This window comes from Bacillus cereus group sp. BfR-BA-01380 (genome assembly GCF_022663535.1).
Taxonomy (GTDB): domain Bacteria; phylum Bacillota; class Bacilli; order Bacillales; family Bacillaceae_G; genus Bacillus_A; species Bacillus_A cereus_BB.
Genome location: NZ_JAKUFS010000010.1, coordinates 128,489 through 151,692 on the forward strand (window position 1 = coordinate 128,489; position 23,204 = coordinate 151,692).

Here is a 23,204-nt window from a genome sequence, read left to right on the forward strand (position 1 = left end):
AAAATAACCTATTACTATATAAGAAAAAGCAGCTCATTTCTTTTTAAGCTGCTTTTTCTTTCTTATTTATTTACTTGTTCCATAAGTTTCTTTGTGCTTTCACACGGTGAATCCGCTAAACTAATTGCAGAAATAACAGAGACTCCATCAGCCCCTGCCTCTATAACAGAAGCGGCGTTTTCAATTGTAATTCCACCAATCCCAACAATCGGGATTGTAATCTCCGTCTTTCTAAAATGACGTAATCCTGCTGTTCCTTGTACCGCCTTTGCATCCTTTTTCGTGTTTGTTTGAAAAATTGGTCCTACTCCTAAATAATCCGCACCATTTTCAATTGCAAAACGAGCTTCTTCTATTGTATGTGCGGATACACCAATTATTTTATCGCCCATTTTTTCACGCACTATCTTAATGTTTTCATCATCTTGCCCAACATGAACGCCATCTGCGTCTAACGCTATTGCTAATTCCACATCATCATTTACGATGAATGGAACATTATATTCTTTACATAAAGATTGTAGCTCCCCTGCAAATGCATACCGTTTTTCTCCCGTTAATGCTCCATTACCTTTTTCACGATACTGAAAAAGTGTAACTCCGCCATCAAGAGATTCTTTCATAACTTGTAATGGATCTTTTCTGCAATTATTACTGCCCATAATGAAATACACTTGTAGTAACTCAGACATACGCTGTTTATCAATACGTGCCATTTCTCTCACCCTTTCTTACCAAACTTCTTCGACATTTCCATATTGTTCAACGTCTACTGCAGTGGCGTTTGCTAACTGATTTAAAAATTCAATTTGGAAACTTCCCGGCCCTTGTTCAGCTGTTTTACTTGCCGCAATTTCTGCCGCTACACCGTAAAATGTTACCGCCGCAACAGCTGCTTTTACATAATCTTTTTCAACTGCTGTAAACGCTCCGATAACGGATGTTAATAAACAACCCGTTCCTGTTACTTTCGTTAAAATGGGATGGCCATTACGAAGAATGAAAATTCTTTCTCCATCTGTTATAACGTCTTCTTTTCCAGTAATAACGATGATAGTATTTAGCTGCTTGGCTGCTTGTTTCGCAATGGAAACAACATCACCATTTCCTCCCCCTGCATCAACCCCTTTAATCTCCCATCTCTCATCAATAACATTTGCAATCTCTGCTGCATTGCCACGGATGATTGCTAGCTTTACTTCACTTGGAATATGCCTTGCCACTTCTGTTCGATACGAAGTTGCCCCAGCACCGACAGGGTCAAATACAATTGGTACATTATACTTATTTGCTGATTTCCCAGCCATAAGCATCGCCTCTACTTCCTCTTGGCGAAGTGTTCCCATATTTAAAACGAGCGCTCCAGCAATACTTGCCATTTCAGCTACTTCTTCTTTTGCATACGCCATCACAGGCGATGCACCTAATGCTAGTAAGCCATTGGCAGTAAAGTTTGTCACCACTACATTTGTAATATTATGAACGAGCGGATTTCTTTCTCGTACTGTCTCAACTACTTGTGCAATTTCTTTCATTTTCATATGTATCTCTCCTTCTTTATAATGGGAGATATAGCAAAAAAGACACTTTTGCGCATGCAAAGTGTCTTCATAATGTGCTTTCTACACTCTCCCTACGCTGGCATTACCCAACAGGTTCAAATGGTCAACGACGGATTAGCCGTACTCTCAGTTTGCATCCACAAACTCCCATGTGTTTTCTTATTCATTTACTTCAGAGTCTACTCCGATTCTGTTGAAATAACAAGTTGAAAAAAAGATATAAAAACCCCTTTTTTCGGTAGGCGAGAGCAACTGGTCATGCATAGCAGCGACTTATATGCCGGAAATTTAAAGATGTATGCTATAGTTAACTTACGGAAATTGAAAGGATGTTTGAAATATGGTAAAAAGTATTGTAATTGCTGAGAAACCTTCTGTTGCACGTGATATTGCACGTGTATTGAAGTGCGATAAAAAAGGAAATGGTTACATTGAGGGCAGTAAATATATTGTTACGTGGGCTTTAGGGCACCTCGTTACATTAGCAGACCCAGAAAGTTATGATGTGAAGTATAAAACATGGAATCTTGAAGACCTCCCAATGCTGCCAGAACGCTTAAAATTAACCGTGATTAAGCAAACTGGTAAGCAATTTAATGCGGTGAAAAGTCAACTGACTCGAAATGATGTAAATGAAATTATCGTAGCTACAGACGCTGGTCGCGAAGGTGAATTAGTAGCTCGTTGGATCATTGATAAAGTTAGAATTAATAAACCGATTAAACGTCTCTGGATTTCATCTGTTACTGATAAAGCGATCAAAGATGGCTTTGCAAACTTGAAGCCTGGGAAAGCATACGACAACTTATATGCTTCAGCTGTTGCTCGTTCGGAAGCTGACTGGTATATCGGTCTTAACGCAACACGTGCATTAACTACAAGATTCAATGCACAATTAAATTGCGGTCGTGTACAAACACCTACTGTAGCGATCATTGCAGGACGTGAGGATGAAATTAAAAACTTCAAAGCACAAACATACTACGGTATCGAAGCACAAACAACCGAGAAGTTAAAACTCACTTGGCAAGATGCAAAAGGTAATAGCCGCAATTTTGATAAAGAAAAAATCGATGCGATTGTGAAAAAACTAGGAAACCAAAATGCGATTGTAGTGGAAATTGAGAAAAAACCTAAGAAGTCGTTTGCTCCTGGTCTTTATGACTTAACAGAGCTGCAACGTGATGCAAATAAAATTTTTGGTTATTCTGCAAAAGAAACGTTAAATATTATGCAGAAACTGTATGAACAGCACAAAGTATTAACATATCCGCGTACAGATTCGCGTTATATCTCATCTGACATCGTTGGAACACTTCCAGAACGTCTGAAAGCCTGCGGAGTAGGTGAGTATCGTTCTTTAGCTAATAAAGTCTTAACGAGACCAATCAAAGTTTCCAAATCCTTTGTTGATGATAATAAAGTAAGTGATCACCATGCCATCATTCCAACAGAAAGTTATGTAAACTTCTCAGCGTTCACAGATAAGGAACGCAAAATTTACAATTTAGTTGTAAAACGTTTCTTAGCAGTTTTATTCCCAGCGTTCGAATACGAGCAACTAACATTACGTGCAAAGATCGGTGATGAAAACTTCGTCGCACGCGGCAAAACAATTGTGAATTCTGGCTGGAAAGAAGTATATGAAAATCGCTTTGAAGATGACGATGCAGTAGACGATTTAAAAGAACAAATTTTACCTCGCATCGAAAAAGGTGATACATTAAACGTGAAACTAATTGCAGGGACATCAGGTCAAACAAAGCCACCGGCACGCTTTAATGAAGCAACATTACTTTCAGCAATGGAAAACCCAACAAAATATATGGATACGCAAAATAAACAGCTTGCAGACACATTAAAGTCAACAGGCGGACTCGGTACAGTTGCTACGCGTGCTGACATTATTGATAAATTGTTCAATTCGTTCTTAATTGAAAAGCGCGGCAAAGACATTCACATTACATCAAAAGGCCGTCAGTTACTTGATTTAGTACCAGAAGAGTTAAAATCCCCTACACTAACTGCTGAGTGGGAGCAAAAACTTGAGGCAATTGCGAAAGGCAAATTGAAAAAAGAAGTATTCATTTCAGAAATGAAAAACTACACAAAAGAAATTGTTTCTGAAATTAAATCGAGCGATAAAAAATATAAGCACGACAACATTTCCACAAAAACTTGCCCAGACTGCGGCAAACCAATGCTAGAAGTAAACGGTAAAAAAGGAAAAATGCTTGTATGCCAAGATCGTGAATGCGGTCATCGCAAAAATGTATCCCGCACGACAAACGCACGCTGCCCTCAATGTAAGAAAAAACTAGAACTTCGCGGTGAAGGAGAAGGCCAAATCTTCGCATGTAAATGCGGCTATCGTGAGAAGCTTTCTTCATTCCAAGAACGTCGTAAAAAAGAATCAGGTAACAAAGCAGATAAACGTGCCGTTCAAAAATACATGAAACAGCAACAACAGCAAGAAGAACCTCTGAATAATGCATTAGCAGAAGCATTAAAAAAGTTGAAATTTGATTAAAGGAGTTGGCTTGCCAACTCCTTTTTCCATGCCTGGTAATATATCAGCGCTTTTTGTAATATATCGACCGCTTTTTAAAATATATCGGCGCTTCGGCACACTGAACATACTAGAAATTTCACTTCATATAAACTGATTTTGATTTTCAACATATAAATTGCTGCTATGCAATAAAACATGACCGCTACTTGCTTTCTCCCTTTGTTTTACCCTTGCATGTGGCAGAAAAAGGCTCTGACCGCTCCTATGCACAGCCAGTCCCTCTCGACCATTTAAAAAAATGCTTTTTTATCGTTTTTTCATAAACTACATCTTAATAACAAAAGGTTCCTACCAATTGGCAAGAACCTTTTGTTATTAATTAATGAATCAACTTACTTCCTTTTGCGCTTTCTACAAACTTTTCACTCGACTTATTAATTGGCTTTTTCAGGAGCAATGCAATAACGAGCATAATCCCGACCCATATGCACAATACGAGAAGGTCTTTCCATACAATATCCCAAAGCATACCGCCAACTGTCTCACGAATAATACGAATTGCATACGTGAATGGCAGGAATGGATAAAGCGCTTGGAAGAATTTTGGCGTCATTTGAATTGGGAATGTTCCACCTGAACCAGCAACTTGTAATACAAGTAACACGATTGCCATGGATTTACCGATGTTTCCAAATACAGAAACAAGTGAGTATACGATACAAACGAACACTCCAGCAATTAGCATGCTAAATAGGACAAACCAGAATTTATCAACCACATAAGTGCCTAATATGAACATATCACCCATTGCTACGATAAATGCCTGTGCAAGACCAATCGTTAAGAATGTTAAGAAACGTCCGAAGTAAATGTGATAACTTTTATACTCCGCATCTTCCTCATGTACTTCTACTGTTAATAATGACACCATCAGTAATGCCCCTACCCATAACGCTAGCACTGTATAGAACGGTGACATTGCTGAACCGTAGTTTGGAAGTGGGAATAATTTATTCTCTTTTAAGTTGACTGGATTTGCGAAATAATCACTTTGTTTTTCTACATCATGCTTTAACAAACGAATAATATCCTTTAAATCTTCTTGTGATTCAAATTCGCGAATTTTATTAGCAATTTCTTTAATTTTCTTCTCAGCTTCAGGAAGTTCCGCTTTTATTTTCGTTACGTCTTCTTTGCCGAGAGCTAACCCTTTTGATGCATCCTCTAGCACTTTTTTCACATCAGGCAGCTTTTCATTCGCTGTGTTTAAAACATCTGCCGCATTTTTGTTTATTTTTTTCGTTTGAGCAATTGCATCATTGAAATTTGGGACAATCTCAGAGTCATATCGTGCTAATATATCACCTAATGCTGTTGATGCATCTTTAGATAGGGAATTTAAACTTTCTACAAGATCTTTTGTAGGTTGTTGTCCTTTATTAATAGCATCAAGAGCCTTATTCGTTCCATTAATCCCCTTTTGCATATCTCCTTTTGCATCATTTAATTTCGCTACAATATCAGGAATGTTTGTTGTTTTCCCTGCATGACCAGCAAGTTTATCCACATCATTTAACACAGGAATAATTCCGTCAATCAGATTAATTCCCTTTTGAAGCTGTGATTGAGCGTCGTATAGTCCTTGTTTTGCCGGTTCTAGATTTACGTTACCACCTATACCATTATCAACTTTATTTATTAAATCATTTGTACCATTAATAAAATTATTTGAGCCTTTTTCAACATCTTTTGCTAAACTATCGATTTGATTTAATAAATCTTCAATGGCCGGCTTATTCTTATTGAGATCGTTCGCTGCTTCTGTCGCTACTTCTGTTACTACTTTTGCCTTATCATTGATTTTATTAAGTGTGATTTTAAGGTCCTCTAATTTTTTCACACCTTCATCTTTATTAGGTTGATTAGAACCCTGTAAGGATTTAATAGCTAAATCAATCAGATCGATAGCTCCTGTAGATAATTGCTCCATTCCTTCAACAATCGGTTTGAGTTCTTCCGCAGTTGGTGCTTTATTTAAAACTTCTCTTGCCTTATCTGTATAACCAGGAATCTTTTGTGAAACTTCCTTTACTCCATTTGCTGTATTTTGTAAGGATTTTATCTGATCCTTAATCGTTTCCTTGTTCACATTTGCCAATGGATCTTTTAAGTAATCCGTAATCTGCGCCGTACTATCTGCAGCTGTTTTCGCATACGTTAAGTCCCTCTTAATTGCTGCCGGCGCCTCTTCCAACGTTTGATCATTGGCTGCAAAGAACGTATCTACATCCTTCGTCATCTGCTGACTATCATGAATGATGCTTTCAATCTTTGGCATCGTATCTTGCGCTGTCGTTACAAGATCCTGCGCTGTACCAGCATCTGTTAATGCTGTATCCACAATTTTGTTAATTTCCGGGAACTGCGTTTCTAATTTAAAAACAAGGTCCTTTACCTTTTCAATACTTGGTAAGTTTGTTTCTAAATCGATTCCAAGTTCATTAAAGATTTTAAAAATCTCACCATTTGCTGTTTTGACGAAATTTTTGCCTATTTCTTCAACAATACCAGACGCACCTTTTGAAGTAATCTTTGGTGCAATGGCATTTACCTTTTCATTCACGTAATATTGAATCTCTGGTTTTTTCGGATTATCATCCAATACTGTTGCAATTTTTTCTGAGAAATCTTTTGGAATGGTAATACTTGCATAATATTCACCATGCTTCACACCATGTATTGCTTTCTTCTCATCAACGAACTTCCAGCCGAGGTTTTTATTGTTTTTTAGGGAATTCACAACTTCTTTCCCTATGTTAATGTCTTTCCCTCGTAAATTTGCACCTTTGTCTTCATTAGATATTGCAATTGGAACATCTTTCGTACTCCCATAAGGGTCCCACGAGGCTTCAATATTAAACCACGCATAGAGCGATGGTAAAATTGTAAGGCCTATTATGATAACAATTGCAGCCCAATGTTTTGCGACATTCCGTATGTCTGTCGTATAAATACGCCATATTTGTTTCATATTATTAATCACCTAATTATATGTTTTTTCTTTTTTCCAAATTCATACATGCATTTCGCCATTACAACACTGTTTCTGGAAAAATTTAACTGAAATCATCTATACGTTCCTAAGAAACTGTATACATCATTATATGATAGTTTCAATTAAATATACAAACAAAATGACCATTTTGGTTTTTTGTTCAATAATGAAGATTATATATTACATGCAATAAAAAAAGCAACCAATCCGTATTTTGTACGGCGGTTGCCTTTTTATTACACATTAATTTGAGCCTCGACACCAAAATGATCTGATATTACTTCTCGGTTTATGCCATTAAAAATCACTGTGGAATAAGTAACTTGTACAGGTTGATTGCTTAAAATAAGATCGATACGTAAATTCTTCTTATTCTCATCCCATCCAGCAATCTTACCTTGTACAGTCGTGCCTTCGTCTTTTCTTTCAGCTAATTCATACGTGTCGTATAAACCCTTTTCTATGAGATAATCATATCCCTCATTTTGTATGCGTGCATTATTGTTGAAGTCCCCCATTAAGAACGACAATTCATCATTATCTACACGATGCAGTAAATAATCTACTTGCTTCTTAAATGGTTCTTCTTCATCATTCCACCAGCCAAGGTGACAGGAATAAATTGTCACCGGCTGATTGTAATAAGAAATTGTTACACTTACAATTTTCCGTGTTTTCCAGTACGTTGTATCTGTACTGTCTGATATGAAAAATGAATCACTCTTTGTAATAGAATGCTTTGTTAAAATTGCTAAGCCTTCTTCATACACATCATATCCAATATGAGCAAAGTCCCATACAACGTCATATTTTGCGGCTCCAAGTTTTTCTAATTCCGCTTGTAATAAGCGTACAAAATTATTTTCTTTCATGTTACCGCATACATTTTTTGCTGCAATTGACTGACTTACCTCTTGCAATGCTATGACGTCATAGTCATTTTCTTGAATTGTCTTTGCTAAATAATGAATCTTTGCAAGTTGCTCATCTTCTTGCCACGAATGGCAATTTAATGTTAATAATTTCATTTCTTATATACCTAAAATATCTTGAATATCTGACTTTAATACGTCAGCTTTTGGACCGTACACAGCTTGTACACCTTTATCTTTCACAATTAATCCAAGTGCTCCGTTCTTCTTCCACTGTGCTTCTTGCGCAACGTTATTTAAGTCTTTTACTGTTACACGTAAACGTGTCATACAAGCATCTACATCTACAATGTTTTCTTTTCCACCTAGCAACTCGATAACTGCTGTTGCTAATGAACCTTCTTTTACATTTGCCGCTACTTCTTCAGCTCCATCTTCATTCTCAATGTAGTTACCAGCACGTCCTGGTGTTGGTAAGTTGAACTTTTTAATTAAGAAGTTGAAGATTGCAAAGTTAACTCCAAAGAAGATAGCTGATACAACAACAAAGTTAATTAGGTCTCCCGTTAATCCACCTTTTATAATCATTGGTGTACGAGTTAATAACTCAATAAAACCAAACGCATGAATACGTAAGTGAATTAAATCTGCTAATGCGAATGCCAAACCTGTTGTAATTGCATACACAACATACAATACTGGTGCGATAAACATGAACATAAACTCAATTGGCTCTGTAACCCCAGTTAAAAATACTGCTAATGCTGCTGAGAAGAACATTGGTTTATATTTATGACGTTTTTCTACATCTACGTTACGGTACATCGCAAATGCGATACCAATTAAAGATGCAGTTGAACCGATAACTTGTCCTACTTTAAAACGTGCTGGAACAACATTGTTTAATAAATCATGATATGCTTTCATATCACCCTTAGCTAATAAGTTATTTAAGTCTGTAATCCATGCAAGCCATAATGGATCTTGTCCCGCAACAATTTGTCCTGCCTTGGCACCTGTTAATATTGTGTACGAGCCGCCAAGCGCTGTATAGTTCATCGGAATCGTTAACATATGGTGTAATCCAAATGGTAATAATAAACGTTCTAGCGTTCCATATACAAATGGTGCAAGAATTGGTGCGCTATCCTTTGAAGTTGCAATCCAACGTCCAAATTCGTTTAATCCACTTTGAATGAACGGCCATACTAACGATAAAATAATAGCAGTGATTGTAGAACCAACGATTACTACGAATGGTACAAAACGTTTTCCATTAAAAAATGCTAATGCTTGTGGTAATTTATTATAGTTATAATATTTATTGTATAGCGTAGCTCCTAAGAAACCTGAAATAATACCTACGAATACTCCCATGTTAAGTGCTGGTGCACCAAGAACAGAAGTAAAGTAATCTTTTACAAGTAAATTTCCCGCTAATAGGGAAGAGACTTTCGCTTTTGAATCAACTAACATTACAGCGTTTACACCAAAAATTGCTCCTGTAATTCGGTTTGTTAATATGAATGCTAGCAAGGCTGCAAATGCACCGCCTGCACGGTCCTTTGCCCAAGATCCCCCAATTGCTACAGCGAATAAAATGTGTAAGTTTGTAATAATTGCCCAACCGATATCTTCCATAACTCTAGCAATTGTTTGTACTGCAGTTACATCACCAGCAGACATACCAATTAGTTTACCAATGGAAATCATTAAACCAGCAGCCGGCATAACCGCAACTACTACTAATAAAGCTTTTCCAAACTTTTGCCAAAAATCAAAAGACGCAAGCTTCTTCATTTCTTTGTTCCTCCTCTTTCTAAATTACAATCTCTCATGTATAAATAATAATTGCTTATCCCCTTACGAAAACAAATTTACGCAATCGTTTTCATAAATCCATTTTAATAAAAGCGTTTTCACATTGCAATAACAATTTTATAAAAAACACAAATTTTTATATAAAAAAAGATGCTATATAAGCATCTTTTTTATTAACAAATACGATAAACCCTTGTTTCATATGGTTTTAAAGTAATTGTTGTCACTGCATCATGCTCTTCTACTTCATAGTTATTTAAAAGCAAACGATTGCATTCTAGCTCGAATGCAGTCTCATCATATACAGCTTCACTCTTTGATACATTACTAATTACAACAACTTTTTCATCATTTAACGTACGTGTATACACATAAATTTGCGGATGATCTTCTAAAAGTAAATCGTACGTCCCATACGTAAACACTTCATGTTCTTTTTTCAGTACAACCATCTTTTTATAGAAATTTAAAATAGAATTTGCGTCTTTTTGCTGCACGTCTACATTAATTTCGTTATAATTTGGATTCATTCCAAACCAAGGCGTACCTGTTGTAAAACCAGCATTTTCTTCATTACTCCATTGCATCGGTGTACGTGAGTTATCCCGGCAAGATGCCCAAATAATCTCCATAATTTCTTGATGAGGTACCCCCTCTTCAATCTTTTGACGATATAAGTTCTTGATCGCCACATCGTCATAATCTTCAATACGCGGGAACTGAACATTCGTCATCCCGATTTCTTGACCTTGATAAATGAACGGTGTGCCCTGCATAAAGAAATACATTGCCCCTAAAGCTGTTGCACTTTCGCGCCAATATTGTTTATCATCGCCCCAAGTAGAGACAATACGAGGCTTATCATGATTTTCAATATACAGCGCATTCCAACCTTTATTTTCTAAACCTTTTTGCCATTTCGTTAACACTTTTTTAAGGCCTACAACATCGAGTTCTTTTTTCTTTTCTGCATCCCATAAGCTTAAATGCTCAAATTGGAATACCATATTAAACTTCCCTTGTTCTTCTCCAACCCAAAGATCAGCATCTTCAATTTTTACACCATTTGCTTCGCCAACAGTCATAATATCATACTTAGCAAACGTGTTTTCTTTTAACTCTTCTAAAAGCGGCTGAATGCCATTCACATTCATATGTTTATCGAAAGAAGGCACATACTTTAACCCTTTCGGATTCGGCATATCCTTTAATCCATCTTCCTTCTTAATATGACTAATCGCATCAACACGGAAGCCATCAATGCCTTTATCAAGCCACCAGTTCACCGTGTCATACAATGTCTTGCGCACTTCTTCGTTTTCCCAGTTTAAATCTGGTTGCTTACGTGAGAACAGATGTAAGTAATATTGGTCCGTTACTTCATCATACTCCCAAGCAGATCCATTAAAAATACTTTCCCAGTTATTCGGTTCTTTCCCATTTTTTCCATCGTGCCAAATATACCAATCACGCTTTGGATTATCTTTGGAAGAACGTGATTCAATGAACCATGGATGCTCATCACTTGTATGATTAATAACTAAATCAATAATAAGCTTCATATCACGTTTATGCACTTCAGCTAACAATTCATCAAAATCAGCCATTGTACCAAATTCGTCCATAATATCTTGATAATCACTAATATCATAGCCATTATCATCGTTCGGTGATTTATACATTGGGCAAATCCAAATCACATCAATACCTAGATCTTTTAAATAGTCTAATTTTGAAATAATACCTTGTAAATCACCAATTCCATCACCGTTTGAATCCATAAAACTGCGCGGATAAATTTGATAAGCTACAGCTTCTTTCCACCACGTTTTGTTCATAATCTCTTCTCTCCTTTTGCACAATGTTATGCAAACGTTTTCGTAACACTATCATAACAAAATATAAAGAGTTTGCAACCATATTTTTTACACTTTTACAAAAAACCCTTCTAAAAAAACAAGTCTTCTATTTTTCTCGTTAATCTACATAAAATCCATTTTAATTTTTTGACATATAAACCACTGCTATGCATGGCTAGATGCCCTTGCCCACCTAAAAGAAAGAGGGTTTTATGTCGAGTTTGCAATTTGTATTTACATATATGTATGATTAGTCTTAAACAAAGTGAAACTTTTATCCCGCTTGTTAGCACAGTAATATATAATCTTTATATTTAACAACACGAAAAAGCCCTTTATAAACATATAAAGAACTTTAATTCTAGAAAATGAGAAAAGGAAGATAACAATTAAAATTGTTACTAATATCTTCTTTGTACTTTTCCTACTATCGATTATTTTGTTTTTACATAGAGACTTCTTCAAAATAAGTCGGATCATGTATTGTAATTTTTTTATCTAGAACTGTCACAATACAATCATTTTTTAGTTGCTTTAATACGCCACTAACCGTTTCACGAGACGTCCCAGATATTTTAGAAATTTCAATTGTTGTAAGAGGACACGAAATTAAAATATCTTCTCCAGCTTCTTCCCCTAGATCTTCCATCAAATAACTTAATGTCTGTATGACACGATCTTGGGCGTTTGGAATTGTAATATTTTGGACGCGTCTTTCATTTACTTTCAATAAAGAAGACAATTCCTGAACAACATACATGAGCTGCTTATGATTTGATTTCACCATATCCTCAAAAACAAAGGTGGGAATATAGTATACATCAACATCCGTCATTGCTATAGCTGTATAATTATATGACTTGTCTGTAAACATACCACAATAGGGAAAAATAGAAAAACGCTTTATGTAATCTTCATATAATAAATTCCCACTTTGATTGGCTCGCTCTAATTTTACAAATCCGTCTAACATAAGATAAATTCTATCTCTTGAATCACCCTCTAAAAATAGAAATTGCCCTTTTTTATAGGTCCGCCAATAAACAAGCTCTGCTAAACTCTTCAATTTCTTATCTGTTAGATCAGCAAATAATTCAAATTGCTTTAAGTCTTTAACTATGTTTCGTCTTTGCATAGAACGTCCTCTCTCTTTCTACATCATTGGGGGATTACTGTGGGTTAAGTCATAAAGAAACATATTGAAAGCGCCTTCAAAAATCATTTTATCATATCTAATTGCTGAATTTTTTTTTTATAATGAATACTTTATGAACTTACTTTGCATTCATACATAAAAAGAATGAAGCACAGCACTTCATTCTTTTTATCATCTAACTACTAGTTATATATCTTACTTAGAAATGATGGTACCCGCATTCTCTTCTAACGCTGCATATACTTTTTCCAATGAAGTAATAATTGTTTTTCGTTTTGGATCTGCATCCACAAAATCAATAGCTGCTTGAATTTTCGGAAGCATACTTCCAGCTGCAAATTGATTTTCCTGTATATATTGCTCTAGTTCATTAACTGTAACATTCTCTAGTTTCTTCTGATTTGGTGTATTGAAGTTTACATACACATAATCAACTGCAGTTAAAATAACGAGAATATCAGCATCTACTAATTCAGCTAATTTTTGAGCAGCAAAGTCTTTATCTATAACAGCCTCTGTTCCTATTAATCCATCTTTCGAATCAATAACTGGAATGCCTCCGCCTCCAACAGCAATGACAATATCACCATCCTCCACTAATGCATTAATCACTTTATGTTCATGAATGCTTACCGGTTTTGGCGATGGTACAACACGCCGCCATCCACGTCCTGCATCTTCTTTAAATGTAGCTTTTGTTGTCTCCATTAACTTCCGGGCATCTTCCTCTGTATAAAAGGGACCAATTGGTTTTGTTGGATTTTGGAACGCCTCATCCTTTTCATCCACCTCGACACGAGTGATCACCGTTACGACATCTTTTTCTATATTGCGCTTTTTCAAAGCCTTTTCAATTGCATTTTCCATCCAGTATCCGATCATCCCTTGACTCATTGCACCGCAAGTATCTAGTGGCATGGCAGGTGTTTTTTCCGTTTCTGCTGCTTTTTGCTGTAATAAAATGTTACCTACTTGCGGACCATTTCCATGTGCAATGACAACATCTACATTATTTTCGATAATGGCAACCAATTGTTCTGCTGTTCTTTCTAATGCTTCTTGTTGTGCCTTTGCAGTAGCATCTCCTGATTGGATTGCATTTCCTCCCAATGCAACAACGATTTTTTTTCTTGTCATCTGTTAACCCTCCAATTCCTTTTCATAAGAGTTTCTAAAGAGTAATATTACCTGTTGCCAATTGATAAATTGCAACCAGTGCTAAAGCTCCAATGACTATCGAAGAAATAAGCTCGACACGAGTAAATATTTGTTTTGGATTTGTTTGCTTTTGAACTTTGTAAAAGATAAAAATCCCTGGTGCATATAGTGTCATAGTCAGCAATAAATAACTTAAACCTGCTGCATAAATTAACCAAATCCCATACATACTCGCAACTAAACCAATGACAATATTTTTTGTACGATCTTTCTCTTGAGACTGTAAACTATACTTAAATTGATAAAATGCTGAAAAAGCATATGGAATTAAAATTGCTGAAGAAGCGAGCGAAAATGCAAAATGATAAGCTTGATCTGAAACAACAAATGTCAGCAAGAAGATTTGAATCAGACCATTTGTTAACCATAATGAATTAACAGGAGCTTTATTTTTATTTTCCTTCCCAAACCATTTTGGAAATACGCCGTCTTTCGCAGCCAAGTAAGGAATTTCAGATGCTAGTAACGTCCATCCTAACCAAGCACCTAATACAGAAATAATTAGACCTAAATTAATAAAGATGGCCCCCCATTTTCCGACAACACTTTCAAATAAATATGCCATTGCTGGACTTTTTAAATTTGCAACATCAGCCTGCTTCATAATCCCTAATGATAATAATGTTAAGAGAATGTAAATAATGAGAGTCCCTATTAATCCAATAACAGTTGCTTTCCCAACATCACTTCGACTTTTTGCACGACTTGATAGAACTACAGCTCCTTCTACCCCAATAAATACCCAAAGTGTAACAAGCATTGTACTTTTAACTTGACTTCCTACATCCGCCCAAGAAAAAGTAGCACCTTGGCCCCAAAATCCATCTAAGAAAATATCAATATGAAAAGCGAATATCCCTACAACAATAAATACAAAGACAGGTACTAACTTTGCAATTGTTGTTACTAAATTTACAAGTGCCGCTGAGTGTACACCGCGTAAAATCATCATATGAACACACCAGAGTAATATACTCGCTCCAATAATCGATGCGACATTTTGTCCACCTTCAAAAACCGGAAAAAAATAACCTAGTGAAGCAAATAATAACGTACCGTAAGCTACATTTCCGAGCCAAGCGGATAACCAGTACCCCCAGGCACTATTAAACCCCATAAAATTACCGAATCCAGCTTTTGCATAACTAAAAATCCCACCATCTAAATCCGGTCTTTTCACTGTTAAATTTTGAAACGATAATCCAAGGGAAACCATTCCGATACCTGTTATAATCCAACCAATAATAATTGCACCCGCGCCTGCACCCTTTGCCATATCACTTGCTAAGTTAAATGCTCCGCCGCCGATCATAGAGCCTACAACAAGAGCGGTCAAAGTAAACAGTCCTAATTTCTTTTCTTCACCCATTACACTCACCTCTCTTTTATCAGATAGGAATAAAGTGAAACTTCTATCAATAGAGGGATAAAGAAGGAGGAATCTCCTCCTTCTTTATTCCATATTTCCTAAAGTAGCTGCCATAACCGCTTTAATTGTATGCATTCTATTTTCCGCTTGATCAAATACTTTTGAATGTTTACTACGGAATACTTCGTCACTTACCTCCATTTCTTTTATGCCATACTTTTCATATATTTCCTCTCCGTACAATGTTTCTACATCATGAAATGCAGGTAAACAATGTAAGAAAATCATATTTTCATTTCCAGTCTTTTTAATCATTTCCATGTTCACTTGATATGGAGTAAGAAGTTCAATACGTTCAGCAAATTTATCTTCTTCTCCCATAGATACCCATACGTCTGTATAAATAACATCGGCACCTGCAACAGCTTCTTCCACGTTGCTCGTTACCATTACCCGGTCACTATATTTTTTAGCGGTATCAACGATTTCCTGTGCTGGGAATAATGATTCTGGGGTACAAATGCGTACTTCCATTCCTACCATCGAACCGCCAACTAACAAGCTATTCGCCACATTATTACGTCCATCTCCAACATAGACGAGCTTAATATCCTTTAATTTTCCGAGGTGCTCTTTTACTGTTAACAAATCTGCAAGTGTTTGTGTTGGATGCCACATATCTGTTAGGCCGTTCCATACTGGTACACCTGAATTATTTGCTAGAGATTCTACTGTTGCATGTGAAAATCCGCGGAATTCAATACCGTCAAACATACGTCCTAACACTTTTGCTGTATCTTCAACAGATTCTTTCTTCCCAAGCTGAATATCATTTTTACCTAGGTATTCAGGACTTGCCCCTAAATCCGTACAAGCCACTGTAAATGCACAACGGGTACGAGTTGAAGTTTTTTCAAATAAAAGGGCAACATTTTTACCTTCTAAATAATGATGCGGGATACCATTTTTCTTTTTCTCTTTTAGCTCTGCCGCTAAATCAATAAGATATAATAATTCTTCCTCTGTAAAATCTTTTTCAGCAAGAAAACTTCTTCCTTTTAAGTTTGGTTTTGTCATCATCATCATTCGTCCCTACTTTCTCTTATATTTAGCTTAGATATCTTTTCGAACAATCGGCATACTCATGCAACGTGGGCCCCCACGACCGCGAGACAATTCCGAACTTAATACTTCCACAACCTCTATACCATGCTCTCTTAATAAAGCATTGGATACATAGTTGCGATCATATGTAACAACTACTCCCGGTGCAATTGCTAATGTATTAGATCCATCGTTCCATTGTTCACGCGCAGAAGCAATCGCATCTCCTCCTCCGCAAGGAATAAGAACCAATTCGCTCAAACCTAACACTTCTTTTAAAGCCTCAGTTAAAGAAGTACGATGTGTGATTTTGAGAACTTCTTCACTCTCTCCTTTTTCCAAAATATAAATATTCATATTTCCTTTTGGATCTTGAATAGCTGGATGAATTGTAAATTTATCATAATCAACCATTGTAAATACTGTATCTAAATGCATAAATGCACGACATTTTGGAATCTCTATTGCTAGTACTTTCTTAATTTTATTTTGACGACTAAATAAATTTTTTGCTAATCGTTCAATCGCTTTAGCCGATGATCTAGCTGATACGCCAATCGCAATTGTTTCTTCATTTAAGATAAGCTCATCGCCGCCTTCAATTGGGAAATCATAGTCACGATCTAACCAAACTGGTACATTGTGACTCGCAAAGCGTGGATGATGTTTAATGATATATTCCATAAACAATGATTCACGTCTCCGTGCTGGTTCTCTCATTTTGTTAATTGTTAAACCGCCACCTATACTAGCTGCTGGGTCACGTGTAAAATATAAATTTGGCATTGGATCTAAATAAAATGGATAATGATCTTCCATTAATTCATACAGGTGGGTTTTTTTACTAGTTTCAATTTCGTTTTTACGTACGCCACCCATAATTTTCTGAACCATTTCTTCATTTGAAAAGGAAAGTAAATATTCTTTTAAATTCTGATATGCACCATTTACGTCTGCTTGTCCTTCTTTTAAAATACGATCAACAAATTCTTCACGAAGTTTTTTATCAGCTAACGCCTCAGCTGCTAGTGTTTCTAAATAAAGAACTTCCACACCCCGATTGCGTAATGTTTGCGCAAAATAATCATGTTCTTGTTGAATAATTGGTAAATATGGAATATCGTCAAATAATAATTGTTGTAAATAATCTGGCGTTAAGTTTTCCACTTCTTTACCTGGACGTTTTAATAAAACCGTTTGTAATTCCCCAATTTCTGAAGTAACATGTATCGGATGTTTCATTTGTTGTACCTCCTTTTAAATTTGTTTGATGTCTACAAGTACATAATAAACAGAATGCACATATCAATTTGTGAAAACGCTAACAATATTAAGTGGAATATTTCACATATTATTTTTTAAAAACTATATGTAATTGTATTTTTATAAGATATTTCACCTCATCATTAACTAATGAGGTGAAATATTACGCATATTAGCTGTATAATAGCCTCCTATTTGGAGTTAAAATTTTTTATCTCATATAAGAAAAATCCCGATTAGTGAGAGTTTTCCATCAGTAAAGATAAAGTGAAACTTCCATCAGTGGGGGTTTTTTTCATCCCCCACTGATGGTTGGTTAAACTTTATGTATACATTCATTTTCACTTTTGGACATATAAGTCATTTCGATGCGCGATCAGATACTTTCTTCACCCCTAAAAAGAAAAGGAGGTTTTATATCGTTTTTCAACTTGTATATATAAATTAAAAAAGACTGTTCTAATTTTCATTAGAAACAGCCTTCTCATTTATATGTATAAATATATTTTGATTTTTCGACATATAGATTGCTGCTATGTAGAAAAAAGATCCTGTACTCGCTTTCTCCCTTTGTTTTTACTTCGCATGTAGCAGATCGCTTCTATGCATGGCCAGATACTCTCGCCCGCCTAAAAAGAATGGTTTTATGTCGTTTTTTTAGCTTGTATTTACATAATCAAATTCAATCTATCTTTTAAAATCTTCCTATCTACTGTTGACCCAGAAATTATAAGACATGTATCATTCCCACATATACATCCTATTTTTTCTTTCCAGTCTAAAGAATCTAGTAAAGCTCCGATAACATGAGCATTCCCAGGCAAAGTTTTAATAATAGTCAGTTGTTCTACATAATCGATTTTTACAACAACCTCTCTTATTTTTTTCTTTAGCTGTATATCTGCTCGCTGGTTCTCTTCTGTAAAAATCTTATATATTACTGGTCCTTTTAAAGAAGCTCCCTTTACTAAATTTAATTCATGAATATCCCGCGAAATCGTTGCTTGTGTAACAGATACATCACGTTCCTCTAACAACTCTACCAATTTTTCTTGTGTTTCTATTTCATTCTCTCTCACCAATTGCTTAATTAGTTGTTGTCTTTTCTCTTTTTTCATGAAAGACACTCCCTCTAATATTATAGCTTTATTATATCTTGCTATAATTTTCTTCTGAAAGAGACAACGACAAATGTTGCGGAAACGTTCATATCTTTACTTTTTATAACAATTTTTCTTGTTTTCTATTTATATACGACAATCTGTATTCCCCTTAAATTTTTAACAAAAATAAAGGAATTTGACGATTTATGACTAATTAACAAAAATAAGTTATTTTTATACACCTACATTTCTTTGGAGGGGGATGCATGATACAAGTTCAAAACCTTACGAAATCCTTTGGATCTTTAAACGTGTTAAAAAACATCAATTTGCACGTACAAGAAAAAGAAGTTGTTGTCTTAATCGGTGCAAGCGGTTCAGGAAAAAGCACATTACTTCGCTGTTTAAACTTCTTAGAAATGTATGATAATGGAAAAATTGCGATGCAGGGCGAACAAATTCATCCGAAACATACAAATTTAAACAAAGTCCGCGAAAATGTCGGTATGGTTTTTCAACATTTCAATTTATTTCCTCATATGACCTCACTAGAAAACATCATAGAAGCTCCTATTCACGTCAAAAAGTTAGATAAAACAAAAGTAACAAACATTGCCCACGAATTACTAGAAAAAGTTGGATTGCAAGATAAAGCGAACGTAACACCCGATCTTTTATCAGGTGGTCAAAAACAGCGTATTGCTATTGCAAGAGCACTTGCAATGAATCCAAAAATTATGTTATTTGATGAACCTACATCAGCCCTCGATCCTGAGCTCGTCGGAGAAGTACTACAAGTTATGAAAGATCTCGCAAAAGAAGGTATGACAATGATTATAGTCACGCATGAAATGGGATTTGCCCGAGAGGTAGCTGACCGCATTATTTTTATGGATGACGGACAAATCGTAGAAGATGCACCTCCAGAACAATTTTTCACTGCTCCGTCAAATCAGCGCGCGAAACAATTTTTACGAAATATTTTATAAAAATCGGAGGTGCTTTTATGAAACGAAATATGTTTAAAGCGATAGCAGTGATTACATTATGTGCGTCCTTATTATTAGGTGCTTGCAGTAAAGAAAGTAGTACTGCATCAACCGATGGAAAGAAAGAATTCCGCTACGCAATGAGCGGTGTGTATAAACCGTTTAGTTATAAAGAAAATAGTAAGCTTACCGGCTTTGACGTCGAAATTGGTGAAGCTCTTGCTAAGAAAATGAATATGAAAGCTGTTCCTGTGACAAATCCTTGGGAAACATTAATCCAAGGATTGCAAGCAAAAAAATATGATGTGATTTTAGGAAGTATGGCCATTACAGAAGACCGTCTAAAAGCAGTTAACTTTACGAACCCATATTATCGTTCTGGAGCACAAATTTTCGTAAAAAAAACGAACACCTCCATATCCTCCGCTGAAGATCTAAAAGGAAAAAAAGTAGGTGTTGTAAAAGCAAGTACATTCAAAACACTTATTGCCAAACAAACAGACCAAATTACCGAATACGATAGTGATATTACCGCTCTTATGGACTTAGAACCAGGACGAGTAGATGCTGTTGTGACAGATCAAATGGTAGGTCTTCGTATGATGAAAGAAGGAAAAGCAAATATAAAAGATGCCGGAAAGCTATTATCCCTTGATGAAATGGCCATTGCTGTTCGTAAAGACGACAAAGAATTACTACAAAAATTAAATAAAGCACTAGACGAAATCATCCAAGATGGCACATATGAAAAAATCAGTAAAAAGTGGTTCGATCGTAACATTCTAGGTGAAAAAGAAAAATAGATTTTTTACGTATAAATAGCGCCCCGCATCTTTTGGCGGGGCATCACTACCATAGTAATTAAATAAACCGATATGGAGGTGCTAACCATGATCGATATTTTTATATCTACATATCCAACGTTCCTAAAAGCAATTGTCATTACATTACAATTAACAATAACATCCCTATTACTTGGATCCATAATTGGATTGTTGTTTGCTTTTTTTCGTATTTCAAATAGTAAATTCTTAAATGGGATTGCACATGTATACATTGCCATTATTCGTGGTATACCATTGGTTGTACAAATTATGATCCTCTACTTTGGAATTACATCTATTATTGTATTATCCCCATTTTGGGCGGGGGCAATTGCTCTCGCTATTCATAACGGTGCTTATATTACAGAAATTTTTAGAGGCTCTATTCAATCTGTAGATCGCGGTCAACTTGAAGCAGCTCGCTCTTTAGGGATGTCATATCCATTAGCAATGCGGCGTATTATTTTGCCTCAAGCGTTTCGTCTATCTATTCCGCCGCTTGGCAATCAGTTCATTATCGGCTTAAAAGACTCTTCGCTCGTTGCTTATGTAGGAATGTCAGAGCTGTGGGGTACTGCGCTTTCTGAAGCTGCCGCAAACTTTCAGCAGCTCGAAACATATATGATTGTCAGCGTCTATTACCTTGCGCTTGTACTTCTATTCACGTATTTTGTACATCTTCTTGAAAAAAGATTGGCACGAAAAAGTACGAATTATACACAAGCCGTGAAACAAGAAGAAATCCCTATGTAAAAAGCACGAACTCTTCGCGAGCTCGTGCTTTTATCGTTCTATATATCTTTGCTATACAGAACAAAACGTGATCTGCACTCGCTTACTCCCTTTGTTTGAAACATCGCTCGTGGCATAAAAAAGCCCTGACCGCTTCTATACACGGCCAGGTGCCCTCATCCTCCTAAACTAAGTCACTGCTATGCAGAATAAAACAGGACCTGCACTCGCTTACTCCTTTTGTTTGAAACATCGCTCGTGGCCATAAAAAAGCCCTGACCGCTTCTACGCACGGCCAGGTGCTCTCGTCCTCCTAAAAAAAAGGGGGGGTATATCATTTTTTAAACTTATGTTTATGTTTTAGCCGTTTTTCACAGCTTTTGATTCTTCTATCTTTTCCTGACGATATTCAATATTCGCAGGATCTAACCCATTTCCTAAAGAGCCGTATAAATGCGCTTTATGCGGATCAACTAACTCACTGCCTTGATAATACACACGCGGTGTATTCCAAAGCGCAGCTAATGCTTTCCCCATCGGCATTTCATGATAGCACTCTGGCCACATTTCTTTAATTTTCTCTTTTACTAACGGATAGTATTTCGAACTCATACCTGGGAACAAGTGATGTTCTGTATGATATGAGAAGTTAAAATGTAATACGTCTACCCAGCGCGGCACTGTTACTGACAAACAGTTAGCAAGTGGATCATTTACAGGAACAATCGGGTTTAAACGGTGATTTGTTGCGATATATCCCATTACAATAGCGTTTGCAATTAATAATGGAATAACATAAGCAAAAAACCATTTTGCAGGACCCATAATAAACAATAAACTAATCCACACTGTCCACGGTAAAAGAAGCTGAAGCCATACAGATTTTTGAGTTGATGGCTTAAATTCCTTGATAAAAAGGAAAAACATACGAGACGAATGCACCGTAAATTGAAGTGTTAACGACAAAAAGCTAAAGAAAGAACGAACATGTAATGGTAGGCGATATACCCATCGTAAAAATTTGCTTTTCTTAAACTTATCCATCGTTGGCCACGCATCTGGATCATGTTCTTCATGTTGTGTATGCACATGGTGAGTCAAATTATGCCACTTTCTCCACAATTTCGGTCCAGTTGATAATGGCAGGAACGCAATTGCTCCAAGAAAATCTCGTAACCAAGCTTTTCTTACTACTGTACCATGTAAAATTTCATGTCCAAGAAATCCCATTGATGCAAAACACAATCCTAAAACGATTGCAATTCCAAGATTAGCCCACACATTCAAATTGAATAAGCCAATTGCCAAAAACCCCGCTACCGTAACGAGTAAATAGGCTAGTCCACCAAATAAACGAGCTGGGACTGGTTTAAATGCCTTTTTTGGCAAATGCGGTGATACGCGTGCTGCATACCATCCAAACGTATGAAGATCCTTCATTCTTTTGCCCCTTTCTCTTGCCGCGCTTACGCACTTTGCATACATCGATTGTCGCTTCCAGATTGATAATACGATTATTATAAATTTTCTTTCTCACAGAAAATCATGCTCACTCACTCTTACAATTATTATTCATTGAAAAACATTTCTCTTTTTACCCTTTATCAACCTTTCCACAAGATGAATGATATCAGTACGCTTTCTATATTGTCAACAACTTTTATGACCTAGTAATAAAAGTTGGTTATATTTTCATAATCACTTCCTATGTTACTAAAGGAAACACGTTTATTTACCAACATTCATACTTCCTATCATTCCTTTC

At 36.1% G+C, this 23,204-nt stretch carries 17 protein-coding genes and 1 riboswitch; of the genes, 4 read left to right on the forward strand and 13 right to left on the reverse strand.

Going from position 1 to position 23,204, the window contains the following annotated elements; genetic code table 11:
* Positions 1-62: 62 nt before the first annotated feature.
* Both thiE and thiM read right to left on the reverse strand, forming a co-directional pair.
* The gene (gene thiE / locus MR076_RS11895; protein WP_242220760.1) at positions 63-716 is read right to left on the reverse strand and encodes a thiamine phosphate synthase; all 654 of its coding nucleotides are present in this window, start codon (positions 714-716) and stop codon (positions 63-65) included.
* 15 nt (positions 717-731) lie between these two features.
* Positions 732-1,541: a hydroxyethylthiazole kinase gene (gene thiM, locus MR076_RS11900; RefSeq protein ID WP_242220762.1), complete on the reverse strand. Its 810-nt coding sequence runs from the start codon at positions 1,539-1,541 to the stop codon at positions 732-734.
* 70 nt (positions 1,542-1,611) lie between these two features.
* Positions 1,612-1,723: riboswitch (TPP riboswitch) on the reverse strand.
* A 179-nt stretch (positions 1,724-1,902) separates the two neighbouring features.
* On the opposite strand from thiM, the gene MR076_RS11905 reads away from it, so the two are divergent.
* Positions 1,903-4,092 (forward strand): DNA topoisomerase III, encoded by a 2,190-nt coding sequence (locus tag MR076_RS11905; protein WP_242220764.1) that lies wholly within the window; start codon positions 1,903-1,905, stop codon positions 4,090-4,092.
* A gap of 361 nt (positions 4,093-4,453) precedes the next feature.
* On the opposite strand, the gene MR076_RS11910 is transcribed toward MR076_RS11905, so the two are convergent.
* The 10 genes from MR076_RS11910 to argR all read right to left on the reverse strand — a co-directional run bounded on the left by MR076_RS11910 (position 4,454) and on the right by argR (position 18,909).
* Positions 4,454-7,105, reverse strand: coding sequence for a YhgE/Pip domain-containing protein (locus MR076_RS11910; protein WP_242220766.1), 2,652 nt, complete (start codon positions 7,103-7,105; stop codon positions 4,454-4,456).
* Between the two features lie 260 nt (positions 7,106-7,365).
* Entirely contained in the window at positions 7,366-8,157 is a 792-nt protein-coding gene (locus MR076_RS11915; RefSeq protein WP_242220767.1) for an endonuclease/exonuclease/phosphatase family protein, read from the reverse strand.
* A gap of 3 nt (positions 8,158-8,160) precedes the next feature.
* A complete protein-coding gene (locus tag MR076_RS11920; protein WP_242220769.1) occupies positions 8,161-9,801 on the reverse strand; it encodes a PTS transporter subunit IIBC in 1,641 nt (546 codons plus the stop codon).
* Positions 9,802-9,995: 194 nt separating this feature from the next.
* Complete coding sequence (locus MR076_RS11925) at positions 9,996-11,660, reverse strand: glycoside hydrolase family 13 protein (RefSeq protein WP_242220771.1); 1,665 nt, start codon at positions 11,658-11,660, stop codon at positions 9,996-9,998.
* A gap of 466 nt (positions 11,661-12,126) precedes the next feature.
* Positions 12,127-12,816, reverse strand: a complete 690-nt coding sequence (locus tag MR076_RS11930) for a Crp/Fnr family transcriptional regulator (RefSeq protein ID WP_242220774.1) — start codon at positions 12,814-12,816, stop codon at positions 12,127-12,129.
* Positions 12,817-13,032: 216 nt separating this feature from the next.
* A complete protein-coding gene (arcC, locus tag MR076_RS11935) occupies positions 13,033-13,974 on the reverse strand; it encodes a carbamate kinase (RefSeq protein WP_242220777.1) in 942 nt (313 codons plus the stop codon).
* Between the two features lie 34 nt (positions 13,975-14,008).
* Positions 14,009-15,424, reverse strand: a complete 1,416-nt coding sequence (gene arcD / locus MR076_RS11940; RefSeq protein WP_242220779.1) for an arginine-ornithine antiporter — start codon at positions 15,422-15,424, stop codon at positions 14,009-14,011.
* An 84-nt stretch (positions 15,425-15,508) separates the two neighbouring features.
* Entirely contained in the window at positions 15,509-16,507 is a 999-nt protein-coding gene (gene argF / locus MR076_RS11945; protein WP_242220781.1) for an ornithine carbamoyltransferase, read from the reverse strand.
* Between the two features lie 30 nt (positions 16,508-16,537).
* Positions 16,538-17,770: an arginine deiminase gene (gene arcA / locus MR076_RS11950; RefSeq protein ID WP_242220783.1), complete on the reverse strand. Its 1,233-nt coding sequence runs from the start codon at positions 17,768-17,770 to the stop codon at positions 16,538-16,540.
* 689 nt (positions 17,771-18,459) lie between these two features.
* Entirely contained in the window at positions 18,460-18,909 is a 450-nt protein-coding gene (gene argR / locus MR076_RS11955) for an arginine repressor (protein ID WP_242220785.1), read from the reverse strand.
* 251 nt (positions 18,910-19,160) lie between these two features.
* Between argR and MR076_RS11960 the strand changes: the two genes are divergently transcribed.
* The 3 genes from MR076_RS11960 (at position 19,161) to MR076_RS11970 (ending at position 21,460) form a co-directional block, all read left to right on the forward strand.
* Positions 19,161-19,883 carry an amino acid ABC transporter ATP-binding protein gene (locus MR076_RS11960; RefSeq protein ID WP_242220787.1) on the forward strand — a complete coding sequence of 241 codons (723 nt, stop codon included), beginning with the start codon at positions 19,161-19,163 and terminating at the stop codon, positions 19,881-19,883.
* Positions 19,884-19,900: 17 nt separating this feature from the next.
* Positions 19,901-20,686, forward strand: a complete 786-nt coding sequence (locus MR076_RS11965; protein WP_242220789.1) for an ABC transporter substrate-binding protein — start codon at positions 19,901-19,903, stop codon at positions 20,684-20,686.
* Between the two features lie 87 nt (positions 20,687-20,773).
* Positions 20,774-21,460 carry an amino acid ABC transporter permease gene (locus MR076_RS11970; RefSeq protein ID WP_242220791.1) on the forward strand — a complete coding sequence of 229 codons (687 nt, stop codon included), beginning with the start codon at positions 20,774-20,776 and terminating at the stop codon, positions 21,458-21,460.
* 339 nt (positions 21,461-21,799) lie between these two features.
* Here the strand turns inward: MR076_RS11970 and desB are convergent, their stop codons facing one another.
* Complete coding sequence (desB, locus tag MR076_RS11975) at positions 21,800-22,879, reverse strand: Delta(10) desaturase DesB (RefSeq protein ID WP_242220793.1); 1,080 nt, start codon at positions 22,877-22,879, stop codon at positions 21,800-21,802.
* Between the last annotated feature and the right edge of the window lie 325 nt (positions 22,880-23,204).

What these genes read in the sequence shown, in the direction of transcription:
- argF (WP_242220781.1), bottom strand. Translation starts at nt 16,507, where the DNA reads ATGATGATGACAAAACCAAACTTAAAAGGAAGAAGTTTTCTTGCTGAA.
- MR076_RS11930 (WP_242220774.1), bottom strand. Translation starts at nt 12,816, where the DNA reads ATGCAAAGACGAAACATAGTTAAAGACTTAAAGCAATTTGAATTATTT.
- MR076_RS11920 (WP_242220769.1), bottom strand. Translation starts at nt 9,801, where the DNA reads ATGAAGAAGCTTGCGTCTTTTGATTTTTGGCAAAAGTTTGGAAAAGCT.
- MR076_RS11910 (WP_242220766.1), bottom strand. Translation starts at nt 7,105, where the DNA reads ATGAAACAAATATGGCGTATTTATACGACAGACATACGGAATGTCGCA.
- MR076_RS11960 (WP_242220787.1), top strand. Translation starts at nt 19,161, where the DNA reads ATGATACAAGTTCAAAACCTTACGAAATCCTTTGGATCTTTAAACGTG.
- MR076_RS11970 (WP_242220791.1), top strand. Translation starts at nt 20,774, where the DNA reads ATGATCGATATTTTTATATCTACATATCCAACGTTCCTAAAAGCAATT.
- MR076_RS11915 (WP_242220767.1), bottom strand. Translation starts at nt 8,157, where the DNA reads ATGAAATTATTAACATTAAATTGCCATTCGTGGCAAGAAGATGAGCAA.
- MR076_RS11965 (WP_242220789.1), top strand. Translation starts at nt 19,901, where the DNA reads ATGAAACGAAATATGTTTAAAGCGATAGCAGTGATTACATTATGTGCG.
- desB (WP_242220793.1), bottom strand. Translation starts at nt 22,879, where the DNA reads ATGAAGGATCTTCATACGTTTGGATGGTATGCAGCACGCGTATCACCG.
- thiM (WP_242220762.1), bottom strand. Translation starts at nt 1,541, where the DNA reads ATGAAAATGAAAGAAATTGCACAAGTAGTTGAGACAGTACGAGAAAGA.
- MR076_RS11905 (WP_242220764.1), top strand. Translation starts at nt 1,903, where the DNA reads ATGGTAAAAAGTATTGTAATTGCTGAGAAACCTTCTGTTGCACGTGAT.
- arcC (WP_242220777.1), bottom strand. Translation starts at nt 13,974, where the DNA reads ATGACAAGAAAAAAAATCGTTGTTGCATTGGGAGGAAATGCAATCCAA.
- arcD (WP_242220779.1), bottom strand. Translation starts at nt 15,424, where the DNA reads ATGGGTGAAGAAAAGAAATTAGGACTGTTTACTTTGACCGCTCTTGTT.
- arcA (WP_242220783.1), bottom strand. Translation starts at nt 17,770, where the DNA reads ATGAAACATCCGATACATGTTACTTCAGAAATTGGGGAATTACAAACG.
- thiE (WP_242220760.1), bottom strand. Translation starts at nt 716, where the DNA reads ATGGCACGTATTGATAAACAGCGTATGTCTGAGTTACTACAAGTGTAT.
- argR (WP_242220785.1), bottom strand. Translation starts at nt 18,909, where the DNA reads ATGAAAAAAGAGAAAAGACAACAACTAATTAAGCAATTGGTGAGAGAG.
- MR076_RS11925 (WP_242220771.1), bottom strand. Translation starts at nt 11,660, where the DNA reads ATGAACAAAACGTGGTGGAAAGAAGCTGTAGCTTATCAAATTTATCCG.